The sequence below is a fragment of the Variovorax sp. genome (assembly GCF_035634955.1).
GTDB lineage: Bacteria > Pseudomonadota > Gammaproteobacteria > Burkholderiales > Burkholderiaceae_C > Variovorax.
On record NZ_DASQBZ010000016.1, the window covers coordinates 269,320 to 286,900 of the forward strand.

Annotated in this window: 13 protein-coding genes; 3 read left to right on the forward strand and 10 right to left on the reverse strand. The window is 70.3% G+C overall.

Annotation, left to right across the window (positions count from 1 at the left end; all coding sequences use genetic code 11):
- Positions 1-2: 2 nt before the first annotated feature.
- The 6 genes from VES41_RS08820 to VES41_RS08845 form a co-directional block, all read right to left on the reverse strand.
- On the reverse strand, positions 3-7,376 hold the full coding sequence (locus tag VES41_RS08820; RefSeq protein ID WP_324815654.1) for a polyketide synthase: 7,374 nt from the start codon (positions 7,374-7,376) through the stop codon (positions 3-5).
- Positions 7,377-7,838: 462 nt separating this feature from the next.
- A complete protein-coding gene (locus VES41_RS08825) occupies positions 7,839-8,483 on the reverse strand; it encodes a histidine phosphatase family protein (protein ID WP_324815657.1) in 645 nt (214 codons plus the stop codon).
- 7 nt (positions 8,484-8,490) lie between these two features.
- Positions 8,491-9,264, reverse strand: coding sequence for a DUF4136 domain-containing protein (locus VES41_RS08830; RefSeq protein ID WP_324815659.1), 774 nt, complete (start codon positions 9,262-9,264; stop codon positions 8,491-8,493).
- A gap of 46 nt (positions 9,265-9,310) precedes the next feature.
- Positions 9,311-10,228 (reverse strand): tRNA 2-thiocytidine(32) synthetase TtcA, encoded by a 918-nt coding sequence (gene ttcA / locus VES41_RS08835; protein WP_324815660.1) that lies wholly within the window; start codon positions 10,226-10,228, stop codon positions 9,311-9,313.
- The gene (locus VES41_RS08840) at positions 10,225-10,617 is read right to left on the reverse strand and encodes a dihydroneopterin aldolase (protein WP_324815662.1); all 393 of its coding nucleotides are present in this window, start codon (positions 10,615-10,617) and stop codon (positions 10,225-10,227) included. The genes ttcA and VES41_RS08840 overlap by 4 nt, the downstream gene beginning before the upstream one ends.
- Complete coding sequence (locus tag VES41_RS08845; protein WP_324815664.1) at positions 10,614-11,429, reverse strand: SDR family oxidoreductase; 816 nt, start codon at positions 11,427-11,429, stop codon at positions 10,614-10,616. Before VES41_RS08845 ends, VES41_RS08840 begins: the two co-directional genes overlap by 4 nt.
- Positions 11,430-11,485: 56 nt before the next feature.
- Between VES41_RS08845 and VES41_RS08850 the strand changes: the two genes are divergently transcribed.
- The 3 genes from VES41_RS08850 (at position 11,486) to VES41_RS08860 (ending at position 14,648) form a co-directional block, all read left to right on the forward strand.
- Positions 11,486-12,550 carry a class I SAM-dependent methyltransferase gene (locus tag VES41_RS08850; protein WP_324815767.1) on the forward strand — a complete coding sequence of 355 codons (1,065 nt, stop codon included), beginning with the start codon at positions 11,486-11,488 and terminating at the stop codon, positions 12,548-12,550.
- 116 nt (positions 12,551-12,666) lie between these two features.
- On the forward strand, positions 12,667-13,671 hold the full coding sequence (locus tag VES41_RS08855; RefSeq protein ID WP_324815667.1) for an ABC transporter substrate-binding protein: 1,005 nt from the start codon (positions 12,667-12,669) through the stop codon (positions 13,669-13,671).
- A complete protein-coding gene (locus tag VES41_RS08860; RefSeq protein ID WP_324815670.1) occupies positions 13,668-14,648 on the forward strand; it encodes an isopenicillin N synthase family dioxygenase in 981 nt (326 codons plus the stop codon). The genes VES41_RS08855 and VES41_RS08860 overlap by 4 nt, the downstream gene beginning before the upstream one ends.
- A gap of 7 nt (positions 14,649-14,655) precedes the next feature.
- On the opposite strand, the gene VES41_RS08865 is transcribed toward VES41_RS08860, so the two are convergent.
- The 4 genes from VES41_RS08865 to VES41_RS08880 all read right to left on the reverse strand — a co-directional run bounded on the left by VES41_RS08865 (position 14,656) and on the right by VES41_RS08880 (position 17,538).
- On the reverse strand, positions 14,656-15,003 hold the full coding sequence (locus tag VES41_RS08865; RefSeq protein ID WP_324815673.1) for a PRC-barrel domain-containing protein: 348 nt from the start codon (positions 15,001-15,003) through the stop codon (positions 14,656-14,658).
- Positions 15,004-15,199: 196 nt separating this feature from the next.
- A complete protein-coding gene (locus VES41_RS08870) occupies positions 15,200-16,348 on the reverse strand; it encodes a glyceraldehyde-3-phosphate dehydrogenase (protein WP_324815675.1) in 1,149 nt (382 codons plus the stop codon).
- A gap of 27 nt (positions 16,349-16,375) precedes the next feature.
- Positions 16,376-17,092: a GNAT family N-acetyltransferase gene (locus tag VES41_RS08875; protein ID WP_324815678.1), complete on the reverse strand. Its 717-nt coding sequence runs from the start codon at positions 17,090-17,092 to the stop codon at positions 16,376-16,378.
- Positions 17,089-17,538 (reverse strand): GNAT family N-acetyltransferase, encoded by a 450-nt coding sequence (locus VES41_RS08880; RefSeq protein WP_324815681.1) that lies wholly within the window; start codon positions 17,536-17,538, stop codon positions 17,089-17,091. Before VES41_RS08880 ends, VES41_RS08875 begins: the two co-directional genes overlap by 4 nt.
- Between the last annotated feature and the right edge of the window lie 43 nt (positions 17,539-17,581).

Below are 17,581 nucleotides of genomic sequence, written 5' to 3' on the forward strand. Positions count from 1 at the left end.
CGTCACGCTTCCACGCGTTTGAATTTGCCCGCCGCTGCCGGGTCGGGAATGAACCATGCCGGCTGGCCGTCCTTGTCGCGGCCCAGCCGCGCATTGGGCAGCGGCGGGCGCGAGGCGTCCATGCCCGCGCTGGCGGTGGCATTGCGCGGCAGGAACTCCGCCTCCTGCAGCTCCGCCACGGATTCCTTGAAGGCCTGCTTGATCAGCGCGATGTCCTCGTGCGTGTGCGCCGTGGTCATGAAGCAGGGGAAGTTGTCGAGGATGTGCACGCCGCGGCTGCGCATCATGGCGAACAGCAGGTCCTGCAGCGGATGGTCTTCCTGCCAGCTGACCCGCCACAGCGACGCGAAATAGCGGATCTCGATCGGCGCGCCGACCTCGCGGCAGAAGGCCGTGAGTTCGTCGGCCATGGCCGCCGTGTGCAGGTTGAGCTGCGTCTGGAGGCCTTCGCCGGCCTGCTTGAGGTGCTCGAGCGAAGCCTTGCACGCAGCCAGTGCCAGCGGGTGGCGCACGAAGGTGCCGGCGAAGTAGGTCACGCCCACGCTGGGAATGGAGTCGTCGCCGTACTGCCAGGCACCGCCGTCGAGCGCGTCCATGAACTGGCGCTTGCCGGCGATCACTCCGACGGGGAACCCGCCGCCGATCACCTTGCCGTAGCAGGCCAGGTCGGCGCGTACGCCGAAGATGGCCTGCACCCCCCGCAGATGCGCGCGAAAGCCGGTGATCACCTCGTCGAAGATCAGGCAGGTGCCCGACTGCTCGGTGATGGCGCGCAGCTCGTGCACGAACTCGCGCGGCTGGAAGTCGGGGCGCCGGCTCTGCACGACTTCGACCAGCACCGCGGCCAGGTCGTCGGCGTTGTCGCGGATGAACTGCAGCGATTCGGGCGTGCCGTATTCGAGCACCCGCACGTCGCCGAACATGCCGCTCATGATGCCCGGTGCGGCCGGCAGCCCCTTGGCGTTGCGGCCTGCGCGCACCAGCACTTCGTCGAAGGTGCCGTGATAGGAGCCGGTGAACAGCACGACCGTGTTGCGCCCGGTGACGGTACGGGCGATGCGCACCGCCGCCATCACCGATTCAGAGCCGGTGTTGCACAGCGCGGCGCGGTCGAATCCGGTCAGTTCGCAGATCAGCCTGGTGACGTCCGCCGCGAGGGGGTGCTGCGGCCCGATCTCGTAGCCCAGGTCCAGCTGCTTGCGCACGGCCTCCTGCACGAAGTCGGGTTGCCAGCCGAACAGGTTCATGCCGAACCCGTTGAGCACATCCACGTATTCGTTGCCGTCCAGGTCCCACATGCGCGATCCCTTGGTGCGCTCGATGACGACCTGGTAGGTGATCTCCTTGGTTACCGGCCGGAACCCGTTGACCACGCGCGGGTCGGCCATGTGCGGACGGTTGGCGACGGTGAATTCCTTGCTCCGGGCCGTGCGCTCGGTGTAGCGCCGCACGAAGGCCGACAGGCGCGCCTTCTGCCGCTCGGTGATCTCCTTGTTCTGCGTGTGGATCCGAGCGATGGCGCCGAAGGCCTTCTTCACGTCGTACTTGATCGGGCCCTGCGCATCGTCTGCTGGCGCGGCCGGCTGGCCGGCGGCGGCCGGCGTGGGCTGTGCGGCCTGTGCGGATGTCTCGGCGGCTGCAGGCGCGGCAGGCACGGGCTGAACCGCGGCCGGCGCAACGCCTTGCTGCATGCTCGCACCGCCTGAGAGCAAGGCCAGCTGCTGCTGCATCAGTTGCATCTGCTGTGCGATCAACTGCTGCACCAGCGACCCCTCGCCGATCGGCAGTCCGGCCATCGGCTGCATCGGGACGGCCATTGCCGCCGGCAGGGTGGGCGACACTGGCAGCATGGCCGGCGCTGCCGCGGCGGTGGCCGCCGGAACATTGCCAGCCGCGGCTGCCGCCGGCGCGGATTGCTCCGGCGGCAGGCTGCCGTCGAGGTACTCGGCCAGTGCGCCGAAGCTGCGCAAGCTCTCCATCAGCTGGCGGAACGTGACGTTGACCTTGAAGGTCTTCTTCACCTGCGTTGCGGCCTGGGTGAGCGTGAGCGAATCGAGGCCCAGTTCGACGAACGGCGACGAGACATCGGCCTGTGCCAGGTCGATGCCGGAAATGTCCTCGAACAGGGTGCGCAGGCGCTGGGCGAGGTCGGCGCGGCGGTCGGTGCTGGCGGCGGTCATGGTCGGCTCCGGAATTGCAGGGGTCGGCATTGGAAGAGGGAGGGCCGCGACCGGTTCGGCCACGGGCATGGACACAGAAGTGATGGCGGTCACGGCGGCCGCCGGCGCATGCGCGATATCCACCCAGCAGCGCTTGCGTTCGAACGGGTAGGTCGGCAGGCACAGGCGCCGCTTGTCGTTGCGCGCGTCCAGGGCAGCCAGGTCGAGTCCGGCGCCCAGCGCCCACAGGCGTCCGGCGGCGAGTCGCCATGCATGCGCTTCTTCGGCCGGCGTGTCCGACAGCAGCGACAGCGCCGGCGCCGCGCCGCCGTGCTGGCGCACCAGCGTCGCCAGCGTATTGCGCGGGCCGAGCTCGACGAACACCGCACCGGGCAGCGCAGCGGTCGCCGTGCGCACCGCGGGCGAGAAGCGCACCGGCTCGCGCAGGTGCCGTGCCCAGTAGCGCGGGTCGGTCGCTTCGTGCGGAGCCAGCAGGGCGCCGGTGAGAGTGGAATACAGCGGCAGGTGCGGCGCCTGGAGTTCGATGCCGCGCACCAGTTGCTCGAAGGGAGCGACGGCCGGGTCCATCATGGCGGAGTGGAAGGCATGCGAGGTCTGCAGCACGCGCGCGACCACGCCGTCGGCTTCCAGCGCGGCGCGCAGCGCCTCGATCGCGTCGGCCGGGCCTGCCGCGACGCTGACCTGCGGGCCGTTGTCCGCCGCCAGCGAGAGCCCTTCCGGAAGACGCGCCTGCAACTGTTCGGCCGGCAAGCGCACCGACAGCATCACGCCGGGCGGCAGCGCCTGCATCAGTTCGCCGCGGCGGGCGACCAGGCGGGTCGCGTCCTCGAGGCGCATCACGCCGGCGAGCACGGCGGCGACGAATTCGCCCACGCTGTGGCCGATCAGCGCCGCGGGCTGCAGCCCGAGACCGAGCAGTTGCCGGGCCAGCACGTACTCGAGCGCGAAGGTTGCCGGCTGCGTGACCGAAGTTGGCGCCAGCGCCGCGGGGTCGGGCGAGAACATGCGCTCGCTCAGATCGAAGGGCAGAACCCCGTCGAAGCATTGCAAGACATCATCGAACGCCGCCCGGGGTGCGCGGCCGCTGGCATAAAGGGTGCGTCCCATGCCGGGGTACTGCGCGCCCTGGCCGGGAAACATGAAAACGGGTTGCGGCACGCGCGCGCCGGTCGCGCCCTGTGCTCGGCGCGGCGCGTCGGCCGTGCGCAGCGCGGCGGCGGCCTGCGCGGGCGTATCGGCCACGACCACCGCGCGCTGTGCGAAAGGCGTGCGGCCGACGCGCAGCGTGTGGGCGACGTCCGCCAGCGGGATGTCCGGGTGCGCCTCGAGATGCTCCGCCAGCCGCGCGCAGGCGGCGGCCAGCGCGGTGGGTGTGCGTGCCGACAGCTGCAGCAGGTGCGGTCCTTCGCCGGCCTCGGACGGTGCGCGCAGCGGCGCCTCCTGCACGATCACATGCGCGTTGGTGCCACCGACGCCGAACGCGCTGACGGCGGCCCGCCGCGGCGTGGCGTCGTGGCGCGGCCAGGCGGACAGCCGGTCGTTCACCCGGAACGGCGTGGCGTCGAAATCGATGGCCGGGTTGGGCGACTCGAAATGCAGCGACGCCGGCAGCTTCTCGTGGTGCAGCGAGAGGGCCGCCTTGATCAGTCCCGAAGCGCCTGCGGCGATCACCATGTGGCCGACGTTGCTCTTGAGCGAGCCGATGCGGCAGAAGCCGGTGTCCGTCGTGTGCTGGCGCCAGGCCTGCGTGAGGGCCTCGATCTCGACGGGGTCGCCCATCGGCGTGGCCGTGCCGTGCGTCTCCACGTACGAGATGCTGCGCGGATCGACCCCGGCGTTGGCCAGGGCCGCGCCGATCACCTGCGCCTGCCCGTCCACGCTGGGCGCGGTGAAGCTCGCCTTGGCACCGCCGTCGTTGTTGACGGCGGTTCCGCGCAGCACGGCGTAGATCGGGTCGCCATCGGCCAGTGCGTCCGACAGGCGCTTGAGCAGCACCACGGCCGCGCCGTCGCTGAAGACGGTGCCCCTGGCGCGGCTGTCGAAGCTGCGCGTGTGCCCGTCCGGCGAGAGCATCGAGCCCTCGTTGTAGAGATAGCCGCTGCGCGGGGGGCAGGTGACGGCGACGCCGCCCGCGAGGGCCATGTCGCAGTCGCCGTTCTGCAGCGCGCGGAAGGCTTGGTGCACGGCCACCAGCGAGGTCGAGCAGGCAGTGTGGACGCTCACCGCCGGACCATGCAGGTTCAGGCGGTGCGCCACCCGGCTGGCGATGTAGTCCTTCTCGTTGCCCAGCATCACCTGGAATTCGCCGACTGCCTCGACCAGGTCGGGCCGCGTGCTCAGGTGGCGCTGGAAGTAGGTGGCGTTGTACATGCCGCCCCACACGCCAACCAGGCGCTCGCAACGATCGGGCGCATAGCCGCCGCGCTCCATGCATTCCCAGCACAACTCGAGGAAGATGCGCTGCTGCGGGTCCATCAGTTCGGCTTCCTTCGGGTTGATGCCGAAGAAGGCCGCGTCGAAATTCTCCACGTCGTCGATCACGCCGCGTGCCTTGACGTAGTCGGGGTCGGCACGCAAAGCCGCGCTGACGCCGGCGTCGAGCGTGGCGTCGTCGAACATGGTGATCGTGTCGCGGCCCGCCACCAGGTTTTCCCAGAGCGCCTCGACGTCGTCGGCACCCGGGAAGCGGCCCGACATGGCGATCAGCGCCACTGCCTCGCGCCCGCGGTCCGCGGCCGGCGCGCTGCCGCCCGGCGCGCTGCCGCCCGGCGCGCTCGCGGGCAGCGAAGAACTCGCATCGCCGCCGGCGTCGATCGCCCGCGCCAGGGCTTGCGGCGTGGGCTGGCGGAAGAACAGGTTGGCCGACAGCGCGGACGCGGGGTGGTCGTTCTTCAGATCGGCGAGCACGCGTTGCACGCGCAGCGAATCGCCGCCCAGGTCGAAGAAGTTGTCGAGGCGCCCGACGCGGTCGAACCCTAGCGCCCGGCCGAACGCCGCGCACACGCTGGCCTCGGCGGCGTTGCGCGGCTCCTCGTAGGCCTGGGCCAGTTCCGGCCGCTCGCGCGCCGGCTCGGGCAGCGCCCGGCGGTCCAGCTTGCCGTTGGCGGTCACCGGCAACTGTTCGAGCCAGACCTGCGCCGCCGGCAGGAACGCGTCGGGCAGCCGCTGCGCCAGGTATTCGCGCAGCGCGCTCCACGGCACCGGTTCGCCATGCGCCACCAGGTAGGCCACCAGGCGCAGCTGCTCGCCATCGTCGGCACGCGCCAGCACGGCGGCCGAGCGCACGCCGGCGTGGCTCATCAGCGCCGCTTCGATCTCGCCCAGCTCGACCCGGTGGCCACGGATCTTCACCTGGTCGTCCATCCGGCCCAGGCAGTCCACCGTGCCGTCGGGCAGCCAGCGTGCCAGGTCGCCGGTGCGGTACAGGCGCTCGCCCGGGGCACCGAACGGGTCCGGGACGAAGCGTTCGGTGTCGAGTGCCGGGCGGTTCAGGTAGCCGCGGGCCAGGCCATGCCCGCCGATGCACAGCTCGCCCGCCATGCCTTCGGGCAGCATCGCGAGGTTCGGCGACAGCACCCGCAGCACGGTGGCGTTGATCGGCTTGCCGATGGGAATGGAGCGCGCGGTCTCGGCCAGCGGGCGCGCGATCGCGTGCGTCGCGGCGAAGGTGGTGCACTCGGTCGGCCCGTAACCGTTGATGAGCGACGTGCCCGGCAGCGCCGCCTGCGCGCGACGGACGTGGGGGACCGATAGCGCTTCGCCGCCGACCAGCAATTGCTCCAGCCCCTGCAAGTGGGCCGGGTCGTCGTCGACCACCGCGTTGAACAGCGCCGCGGTCAGCCAGGCCGTGCGCACATGGTGCGCGGCGATGGTGCGCTGCAGGCCGGGACCGCTGGGCACCCGCTCGTCATGCACGACGCAGCAGCCGCCGTTGAGCAGCGGCCCCCAGATTTCCAGCGTGGCGGCGTCGAATCCGAGCGGCGCTGCGTGCAGCACGCGGTCGCCGCGCTCGAGGCGCACGAAGTTGGGCCGCGTCACCAGCCGCAGGATTGCACTGTGCTGGATCTCGATGCCCTTGGGCTGGCCGGTCGAGCCGGACGTGTACATCACGTAGGCGCCGGCACTGCCGTCGTGCGTCGGCTCGGCTTGTGGTCCGCCCGGCGCGTCGTCCGGCGCGTCGGCCGCGAGCACCCGCATGCCCTGGGGCAGGATGGCGGGCAGCTCGGCGCCGGCGCCAATGAGCAGGACGCGAACTCCGGCATCGTCCAGCATGTAGGCGATGCGCCCGGCCGGAAAGTCGGGCTGGACGGGCAGGTAAATGGCGCCGGCACGGAGGATGCCCAGCAGGCTCGCCAGCGCCGACGCCGAGCGTTCCATCAGCACGCCGACGCGGTCGCCGGGCACCACGCCCTCGGCGGCCAGCCGTGCCGCCACATGGCGCGACTGGCGGTCCAGCACCGCGTAGCTCCACTGCAGCGGACCGTCGATCACGGCGATGGCCGCCGGGTCGTCCTGCACGCGGCGCGCAAAGGTCCCGTCTACCGTGAGCGACCGATCGAGCGCCGGCAGCGGCGCATTGAATTGTTCCAGCTGGCGCGCACGGTCCTCTGCCGCCAGCGCGGGGCATTGCGCCAGCGGCGCCTGCGGCATGTCGTGCAGCTGCTGTGCGACTTCCTCGAGGGCGGCCAGCCACGATCGGGCCACCGCGGGGTCGATGCGGTCCAGCGGGTCGTCGAGGTACAGCGCGTCCGCCTCGAGGCCGATGCATGCATGGGCGCCAGCATTTGCCAATGCCGCGGCGGTGGCGACGTCGATCGCCTGCCAGCAGATGTCTTCGGCCCCGCCCGGGCTGCTGCCTGCCGCGCGGCGGGCGGTGTCGACCTGGGCCACCCAGTCGGCGCTGCTGGTGCCCGGTGTGGGGGCCAGCCCGGCTTGCCGCACCGCGGCGCCGTCGGAGCCGAGTTCCAGCCAGGATGCCTGGCCGAGCCAGGCGCATCGCAGCCAGGCCCAGGCAGCGGCATGCCACGCATCGGCGGCCCAGCCAGCGCGCCCTGCGTCAGCGGCCCATGCGCGTTGCTGCGCGCACGGATGCCGATGGCGGGAGGCACCGGGCCGGGCCTCGCGGCCGCGCGAGGGGAGGAGCTCCAGGAGGTTGGCGCCGGGCTGGCCGGGCGCGTCGTTGCCGGCCCGCATCATGGCTGCACGTCCTGGCCGCGCGCCGGTCCCCGAACGGGTTCCCTCCCTGCCTTGGCAAATTCAGCACTGCGGACCATCGCAAACCTCCGTCAACCACGCCATGAAACTTCATGTATCCGGCTTCGCGCGTTTCTGCCCTTGTGGATCGTGTGCGCGGCCGGACTGAATGGTGCGTCCTTGCTCCCTGGGCCGCCATTTGCCAAAGGGTGCTGCCCGAACGGCATAGGGCGCTTGCGTATCGCCCGGACGTGACGCAATCTGTTTCCAAAAATGCGCAAGCCTCACCGCCAGAGCCCTGGATCGTGGGCATTGTGGCGAAAAATAATACAAAAAGCTAACAATCCGGGCCGGTATGTTACAAGTCCGTATTGCTTTTGGCTTATCTAGGCTGCGGGGATTTCCCGCGTGTGCGGCGCGCAACCGGCCGCTTCTTGGCGCGCGGAGCGCCGAGGCGGCGGTGGCTCAGGCGGCGGCTTCGTCCAGCGCGTCGCCCGCGAGGTGCGTGTCGTCCGCCCAGCCCACCAGAGTGAGCCCTTGCGCCGTGTAGAGCAGGCGGTTGACGCTTGCGTTGCCCAGCAGCCAGGTGCGCGGGGCCTGCAACGCCTGGCGGGTGGCGGCCCGGTAGAGCACGTCCATCACGCCGCCATGGGCCACGAGCACCACCAGCTCGCCGGCATGGCGGGCCGAGAGGTCGCCCACCGCCTCGACCACGCGGGCCTGGAAGGTCCGCAGGTCCTCGCCGCCGCCGGGCGGCGAGAAATCGGGATCGCGGCGGCGCCAGCGCTCGGCCTGCTCGGGCAGCTCTCGCTCGATGTCGGCGAAGGTGCGTCCTTCGAACTGGCCGAAGGCCCGCTCGCGCAGGCGAACTTCGGGCCGGATCTGCAGCGTGTGCGGCGCGGCGATGGCGTCGGCGGTCTGCCAGGCGCGAGCCAGGTCGCTCGAATAGACGGCGGCAACCGGCTCCTGCGCCAGCGCCTGCGCTACCCTGGCCGCCTGCCAGCGCCCCTTGGCATTGAGCGGGATGTCGAGCTGGCCTTGCAGGCGGGCGTCCGCATTCCAGGCGGTTTCGCCATGGCGCACGGCGATCAGGCGGGTCGGCAACTCCATGTCGCGGTCAGGGCCGTGCCGGCGCGGCGGCAGGCGCGGCTGGCGCCGCCGTGGCGCCCGGCGCCGGTGCATCGCCGGCGGCCGGGGCCGCCAGCCCGTCCGGCACCGGCTGCACGGCCTGAGGCGCCTGGCCCAGCGGAATCGTGACGTCGACCCGCCGCACGCCGTCCAGCGGGCGTGGATAGCCTTGCATCGCGGCCTGGAACATGGCGGCGAGAACCGGGCCGCTGTCGGCGTAGGGGCCGTCGCTGACGGCGCGCGTCTCGTATACCACCTGGTTGCCCGGCAGTTCGCGCAGCACGACGCTCACCTCGCGGGTGTACCAGGGCGAGGCCGCGCCGGCGCCGCCGTACCAGCCTCCGCCCCAGCCGTAGCCGTAGCCGAAGCCGGCGCGCGGATAGCCGTAGTAGGGCCAGGGCCGGCCGTAGTAGCCGCCCCAGCCGGGCCCCCACCATCCGGGTCCCCACGGGTCGGCCCAGGGAGAAATCTGGACCGAGACGCGGGCGTTGATCTGGGCCGCATAGCGTGGCGCGACGTCGTCGCGGCGCAGGCCCACCTTGCTCATGGCGATAGCGGCCATCGCTTCGAGTTCGAGTTGCGGGCCTTCCTGGGCCTGTTGCGACGGCAGGCGGTCGAAGCGGTAGGTGGCCGGTGTCGTGGCGCCGGGTGGCCGCGAGAAACTGGTGACCTGGTTCTCGACCGTCCAGCTCGTCGCGCAGCCGGACAACAGGACTGCGAGCGCCGCCGGGGCAAGGCAACGGGTGGGAAGGGCGCCATTCATCGGTCTGTCTCCCGGTAGGTGCGGTGGTGGCAGGCGGTGCCGCGCGTCAGGCCTGCACGATGCGTACCGTGGCCGTCGGCGCCGGAAAGCTCGGCGGGTCGAAGGCGGTGTCGCCATCGGCGTCGGGCACGCCCGTGGGCTTGAGACCGCGGAAATCGTGCAGCGTTCCATCGAGCAGGTGCGAGGGGGCCACGTTCTGCAACGCGTTGAACATGTTCTCGACCCGGCCCGGGTGCTTGCGCTCCCAGTCGCGCAGCATGTCGCCCACCACCTGGCGCTGCAGGTTCTCCTGGCTGCCGCACAGGTTGCAGGGAATGATGGGAAAGCCGCGGTGCGCGGCCCAGGCCACGAGTTCCTTTTCGGGCACGTAGGCCAGCGGCCGGATCACCACGTGCCGGCCGTCGTCGCTCACCAGCTTGGGCGGCATGCTCTTGAGCTTGCCGCCGAAGAACATGTTGAGGAAGAAGGTCTGCAGGATGTCGTCGCGGTGGTGCCCCAGGGCGACCTTGGTCGCGCCCAGCTCGTCGGCCACGCGGTACAGGATGCCCCGGCGCAGCCGGCTGCACAGGCCGCAGGTCGTCTTGCCCTCGGGCACCACGCGCTTGACGATGGAGTAGGTGTCCTGCTCCTCGATGTGGAACGGCACGCCGAGCCCGCGCAGGTAGTTCGGAAGCACGTCCTGCGGAAAGCCCGGCTGCTTCTGGTCGAGGTTGACCGCGATGAGCTCGAACGGCACCGGCGCGCGGGCCTGCAGCTTGAGCAGGATGTCGAGCATTCCGTAGCTGTCCTTGCCTCCGGACAGGCACACCATGACCTTGTCGCCCGCTTCGATCATGTTGAAGTCGGTGACGGCCTGGCCGACCAGCCGGCACAGGCGCTTGTCCAGCTTCCGGGCCTCGCGCTCGGCCTTGGTGCGGGCGTCCTGGTAGGCCTGCTGCTGTTGCGGGTCGAGCACTGCGCTCATTGCTTGCTCCTGAAGACCTCGACGCCCACGGCGTCGCAGTCGGGGTAGACGTCGGGCTTGGCGGTGGACACCCGCGCCGCCTGCACCTTGGGGTGCGCCATCAGCCGCGCCAGGATGTCGTCGCAGAGCGTTTCCTGCAACTGGACGTGGCCGCGCCGCACCCGCTCGGCCACGGTGCGGCGGATGAAGTCGTAGTCCAGCACTTCGTCGAGTTCGTCGGCGGTGGGGGTCGACACGTCCAGCGGCACGTACAGGTCGACGTTGATCAGCACGCGCTGCTCGGCGCGCTTCTCGAATTCGTGCACGCCGATGTTGATCCACACCTCGTAGTCGCGCAGGAAGACGCGGCGGCAGGTGGCAAGCAGGGGGTCGATGGGGGCGTGAGTCATGGTGCAGGGGTGGAAGGCGCCGTGCCGGCCAGCAGTTCGTCGACGACGAACATGATGTCGCGGGGCAAGGGCACCAGGTGCTGGCCGTTGTCCACGCTGAGCGTGCTGCCGGTGACGCTGGCGGTCTCGGCCAGGAAGACGCAGCTTCGTGCCACGTCGGCCGGGTCGATCGGGCGGCGCATCAGGTTGGCGCGCGCCGCCAGGGAGAAATTATCCCCGGTCTGCGGCCCGCTTGCATACAGGATGCCCGGAGACACCCCGCACACCCGTGCCGAAGGTGCCAGCGCCTGGGCCTGCAGCGCCACCGCCCGCTCCAGCGCCAGCTTGGAGACGGTGTAAGTGAAATAGTCGGGATTGAGGTTGTAGACCTTCTGGTCCAGGATGTGCAGCGCGCAGCGGTCGGCCGGCGCGGTGCCGGCCGGCTGCGGCTGCGCGGCCAGCAGGCGTGCGAAGTCGAGCGGCGCGATCAGGTTGACCCCGAGCTGGCGCCCGGCTGCATCGGCCGCGAAGTCCTGTGCCGAGTCGGGCTCGAAGGCCGATGCGTTGTTGACCACCGCATCCAGTGGCGCAACGGCGGTAACCTCTGCCATGAGCGCGCGGCGCCCGGCCTCGGTGGTGATGTCGGCCTCGACCGCCCGCGCCGTGCCGCCTTCGGCGCGCAGGCGCTCGCACAGCGCCAGCGCCTCGTCCTTCGAGGCGCGATACTGGCACCAGACCCGCCAGCCGGCCTGGGCGAAGGCTTCGCAGATCGCCGCGCCGAGCCGGCGTCCGCCGCCGGTCACCAGCACCTGCCTGTGAGCGGATGGGAGCACCTGATAGATTCCTTGCAATGAATGAGCCGAACGCGAACGCGCGAGACGACGAGCCGATGGATCCGATTATCGACGCCGCACTGGCGCGCGGCGATGGCTGGATGCCGTTCGACCGTTTCATGGACATCGCGCTCTACACCCCCGGCCTGGGCTACTACGCCAATGCGCTGACCAAGTTCGGCGTGATGCCGCGCTCGGGCAGCGACTTCGTCACCGCGCCGGAACTCTCACCGCTGTTCGGCCGTACGCTGGCCGTGGCCGTCGGCGATGCGCTGTCGCACACGGGCACGCAGGAAGTGTGGGAGTTCGGCGCCGGCTCCGGTGCGCTGGCGGCACAGCTGCTCGGCGCCCTCGGCGAGCGCGTGGCGCGCTACACCATCGTCGACCTGTCGGGCACGCTGCGCGAGCGCCAGCAGCGCGCCCTGGCCGCGTGGGGCGACAAGGTGCGGTGGGTCAGCGAACTGCCCGACGCCATGGACGGCGTGGTGGTCGGCAACGAGGTGCTCGACGCCATGCCGGTCAAGCTGCTGGCGCGCGTCGGCGGCAAGTGGTTCGAGCGCGGCGTGGCGCGGGCGCCGGACGGCTCGCTCGTCCATGCCGACCAGCCGACCGACCTGCGGCCGCCGCTCGAGGTCCCCGGCGACCACGACTACCTGACCGAAATCCACCTGCCCGCCGAGGCCTTCGTCGCCACCCTGGCCGAGCGGCTGGCCAACGGCGCCGCATTCTTCCTGGACTACGGCTTTCCCGAATCGGAGTACTACCACCCGCAGCGCCACATGGGCACGGTCATGTGCCACCGCGGCCACCAGGCCGACGGCAATGCTCTGGCGGACGTGGGGTTGAAGGACATCACGGCGCACGTGAACTTCACCGGCGTCGCCCTGGCCGGGCAGGAGGCCGGCATGACCGTGCTCGGCTACTGCAGCCAAGCGCGCTTCCTCCTCAATTGCGGCCTGCTCGCGCAAATGGAGGAAGCCGACACCCCGCAGCGCGCAATGGCCGCGCGGCTGGTGCACGAGCACGAGATGGGCGAGCTGTTCAAGGTGATCGGTTTTTGCAACGGCGAGCCTTGGGATGCCGTCGGCTTCACCGAGGGCGACCGCAGCCACACGCTTTAGCGCCTTCGGTGGCACACGGATTGCTTGCCGGCACGGCGGAGTAGAAGCGGTCAGCCGGTGCACCACCGGCGGGACATTGCTCCAGATGTCCGTCCGTAAACCGCCTGGAGCGTCCATTGAATTTCAAGCCTCTCTCGTCCTGCCTGCGCAGGGCCGTCCCCCTGCTCGCGCTTGCCGGTGCCATGTGCCTGCCCGCGCAGGCGCAGGAGAAGATCCGCTTCGGCCTGAACTGGTACCCGCAGGCCGAGCACTGCGGATGGTTCCAGGCCCAGGCCAATGGCCTGTACCGGAAGGCCGGGCTCGACGTCGAACTCATCGGCGGCAGTCCGGACCGCAACATCCCCTTGCTGGTGGCCGCCGGCGAACTCGACCTGGGCATGGGCTCGAGCTTCACGACGCTCAACATGGTGGCGCGCGGCATCCCCGGCCAGACCATCGCGGCCTTCCTGCAGAAGGACCCGCAGACATTGGTGGCGCATGCCGACCAGGGCGTCGCCAGGCTGGAGGACCTGAAAGGACGGCCGGTGATGGTCGCCAAGTTCTCGCAGGCCGAGTTCTGGGCCTTCCTGCGCCAGAAGTACGGCTTCGACGACAGCCAGCTGCGCGCCTATGCCTACTCGTCCACGCCGTTCCTCGCCGACCCCAAGGCGGTGCAGCAGGGCTACATCACCGAAGACGCGATCCTGCTCGGCCGGGCCCTGCCGAAGCCGCCGGTGTCGATCCTGCTGGCCGACTACGGCTACGACAACTATGCGTCGACCGTGTTCGGCATGCGCAGCTACATCAACGCGCATGACAAGGCCGTGGCGGCCTTCGTCGAGGCCACGCGCGCCGGGTGGGAACAATGCATCGACGGCGACTACGCTCCGGCGCTCAAGGCGGTGCTGGCAGCCGACCCGAAGCATGACGAGGCACTCTTCCACTACAAGATGAAGCAACTTCGCGAGCGCGCCATGGTGAAGTCGGGCGACGCGACCGTGGCCGGCGCCGGTGCGATGTCCGACGCGCGCTGGAAGCGCTTTTTCGAGACCATGTCGGGCGCAGGCATCTACGCCGCGTCGCTGGACTACAAGGCGGCCTACTCGCTCAAGTACAGCAACGCGGGAGGCGCCTGGAAATGACGACGCGTCATGACGGGGCCGTGCCCGTCGTCGACATGGCGCGATTCCTCGACGGCGATGCTCCCGCGCGTGCGGAGGTCGCGCAGCGGTTCGGCGACGCGCTGGCGCACATCGGCTTCGCCATCGTCACGAATCATGGCGTGCCCGCCGGACTGGCTGGGCGTGCCTATGCGCAGGCGAAGGCCTTCTTCGCGCTGCCGGCGGCGGACAAGGCCGCGCTGATGCCGCCCGAGCGCGTCAAGAGCCGTGGCTATGTGCCGATGGGTGTCGAAAGCGTGGCAGCCACGCTGTCGGGCGAGACGCCGCCCGATCTGTGCGAGGCGCTGGTGTTTGCATCCATCCAGCGCGAACGGGCCGGTGCCGGCCGCCCGAACCTCTGGCCGAACTCGCCGCCGGGCTTCGACCGGACGATCAACGACTGGTTCGACGCCGTGCACGGCCTGTGCGGCCGGCTCATGCGCATGTCCGCCCTCGCGCTCGATCTGCCCGAAGACTGGTTTGCGCCGATGTACGACGAGCCTTCCCTGACCTTGCGCTTCGTGAACTACCCGGACCAGGACGTCGAGCCGGCACCCGGCCAATTGCGCTATGGCGCGCATCATGACTACGGCGGCCTGACCATCCTGCGCCAGGACGACGCCCCCGGCGGGCTCGAGATCTGCGACCGCGACGGCGCGTGGCAACCTATGCCCGCCATCGCCGACAGCTTCGTCATCAACGTGGGCGACCTGATGCACCGCTGGACCAACGGACGCTGGCGATCGACCCTGCACCGCGTGGTCAACCCGCCGCGGGCACTCACGGGATCGACGCAGCGGCTGTCGATGGTCGCGTTCACCGGGCCGCGCGAGGATGCGGTGGTCAGTTGCCTGCCCACGTGCCATGACGCGGCCAACCCTCCGCGCCACGGCCCGGTCACCGCTGGCGACTATGTTCGCGCCAAGCTGGCCGCCTCCATGGAACTGAAGGCGGCCTGACCGGCGGTCAGACGCCGAAGTAGCGGTTCACGCCCATCACGTAGGCGTCGTCGTAGTCCGGCACGCGGTCGCTGGCGTACTTGGGGGCGCCTTCGATGGTGGGCTTGTCCAGGTTCACGACGTAGCCTTCACGCTCGGTGTCGTACTTGAGCATCGGCCACGGAATCGGATAGCGGTCGGTGCCCATTCCGAGGAAACCGCCGAACTCCATGACCGCATAGCGGACCTGGCCGGAGATCTTGTCGATCATCAGGTCGTCGATGGTGCCGAGCTTGTCGCCCAGCACGTCGTACACGTCGGTTCCCTCGACGCGATCCGAAGAAATCACGTCCTGGCGGGTGGTGGTGGTTGTCATCGCGTTTCTCCAAAGCCGAAGCTGCTGGGTCAGCGCGGCATGCGTATGTCGAATGCCCAGTGCCTCCTTTATCGCGCTGGCGATGGCGCATGCCGATCGGTGGCAGGGCCGATCGGATGTAGTCCGCGGCGCGCGCCGCGTGGGACCTTGTCGGCGGTCGCCGACGCCGGCATTGGCGCGCTGGGCGCGCGCAGGCTCAACGCCAGGCGCTTCCCACCTGGATGTAGAAGACGTCTTCCTCCGGGCCCCTGGCGTAGTCCAGGCCGGCCCACAGGCCCAGCTTCTTGGCGAGCAGGTAGCGGAAGCCGACGCCCTTGGTCAGCACGTCGTCGCCTTCGCTGAAGTTGGTGCGTCGGCCCCACGCGCGCCCGGTGCCGACGAAGCCGATGGCGGCCCACCTGGGCGTGAAGTCCCAGCGCAGTTCGGCCTCGAGCACGGCGGTGTTCTCGTCCTGGTAGCGCTGCGCCGGCACGCCACGCAGGTCGATGAAAGGCATCTGGTAGAAGGGCACCCTGCCGCGCGCCGCGCGCATGTCGGCGCGCCCGCCCAGCACCAGCGTCTTGGCCAGCGGCCAGTAGGCGAAGACGTGGCCGCGGTACGACTGGAAGGTCGTGTCGCTGCCGAAGTCCGGTTCGTAGAACATGGCGTCGATGGCGCCGACCCAGCCCGTGCTGGGCGTGAAGATGTTGTCGCGCGAGTCGTGCTCCAGCGCCAGGCCCAGGCCGGAACTCTTCTGCGACATCTCGTCCGGCAGCAGGCGGGACAGCCGCCCGTCCAGCGCCAGCTTGCTGTCGAAGTCGATGTAGATCCAACGTGCCCCGAACCAGTAGTTGCTCTCGCCCAGCCGGCGCAGCACCTTCTGGCTGGAGATCCAGCCGTCGAGCGAATAGCCCAGGCTGCGGTCGACGCCGTCGAGTGCGCCGCCGATGCCGTAGAACTCGAGGTTGACGTCGGTGCGCGCGACGCCGCCGCGCCAGCGCCAGCGGTCTTCGTCGAAGCTGACCATGCCCCCGCCGAAGGCCGCGCGCGTGCCGTTCTCGGTGCCGGCCGCGCCCACCACGAAGATGTCCGGGGGCACCATGTGGCCGGTCTGGGCGGCACGCTCGGCGCTCTCGCGCATCGAGTTGCGCACGAACATCAGGGCCAGGCCGCCGCCGTAGCCGACCGCCGGCTCGGTGATCACGATCGGCACCGGCAGAAACCCCTTGCGATTGACCAGCCAGTCCGACATGTCGAAGTAGCCGTCCTCCTGGTCGATGAACCCCTCCATGAATGCATGGCTGGGGCTGCACAGGCCGGCCAGCAGGCCGGCCGCGGTCAGGATGCGACGCAGTTCCCTCTTCATGCCTTGCCCTTCCGCGGCCGTGGCCGCTCAATCTCGTGCGATGACCCGGACCACCGTTTCCAGATGGTCTTCGAACCCCATGCGCCGGTAGAGGCCGAGCGCGCCCTCGTTGTGGCTCATCACGTGCAGCACCGGCGTCTCGCCGCGCGCCATCTGGCGGGCCACCAGCTTGAGCATCAGCCGCCGTGCCAGGCCGCGGCCCTGCATGTCCGGCTGGGTGCACACGGCGCTGACCTCGCGCAGCGGGCCGGCGGCGCAGCGCTCGCCGGCCATGGCGAGCAGGCGCGCCGGCGCGCCGGCCTGATCGCCCGGCTCGTCGAACAGGCCGAAGTACTCGCCCATCTCCAGGTTGCGCGGACCAAAGGGCCCGGGCCGCGTGAGCTCGGCCAGTGCAGTCGCCTGCGGCACGTGGGCCGGGCCGAGGCGCACGGCCTGCGGCGCGGGATCCTCGTCGGGCATGGGCCCGCGCCAGATCATCTTGATCATTCGGGCCTCGAGCTCCACGCGCCAGCCGGGCGGCGCCACCGCGGCCCAGCCGTCGCAATAGACCGGCTCGTTGCGGGCGACCAGCGTGGCCAGCTGGTCCAGACGCGGCCGGCGCGGATCGGCAAAGGCCACGATCGGCGGAAAGCCGGGCGCGTAGCGGCGGACCTCGTCGGTTCCCAGCCCGAGCCGGGCCTGGTCGCCGGCGAGCGCATGCCAGAAGAGGTTGTCCAGCAGGGCCGCGGCGGAGTTCGCCGTCACGCCGCCGACTCCGCCGGGCGGCCTTGCAGATAGCCGTCGGCCGTGGCCTGCGCCTGGTTCTGGAAGATGGCCATTGCCGTGTTCATGCGCGCGAAGCCGAGCTTCTCGTAGAAGCCCTCCTTGCCCGGCACCGCGTACAGGATGATCTTGCGGTGCCCGCGCGCGGCCTGAACCAGGCGTTCGACGAGCTGGCGGCCCAGGCCGATTCCCTGGTGGCTGGGCATCACGGCGATGTCGCAGATATAGGCGCAGTCGACGCCGTCGGCCAGGGCCCGGCCGGCACCCACCAGCGCCGCCCCGTCGTACACGATGAAGCGGAACATGCTGTGGCCGAACGCCGTGCGCAGGCCCTCGGGGCGTTTGTCGCCCAGCGGCGCGGCGCGGTAGAGCGCGGCCAGCGCCTGCCAGTCGAGCTTCTCGATATCGGAAGACCAGCGCAGGGACATGGGGCGGGGGTGGGTGTTGGAGGACGAGTTTCAAGTCTAATGC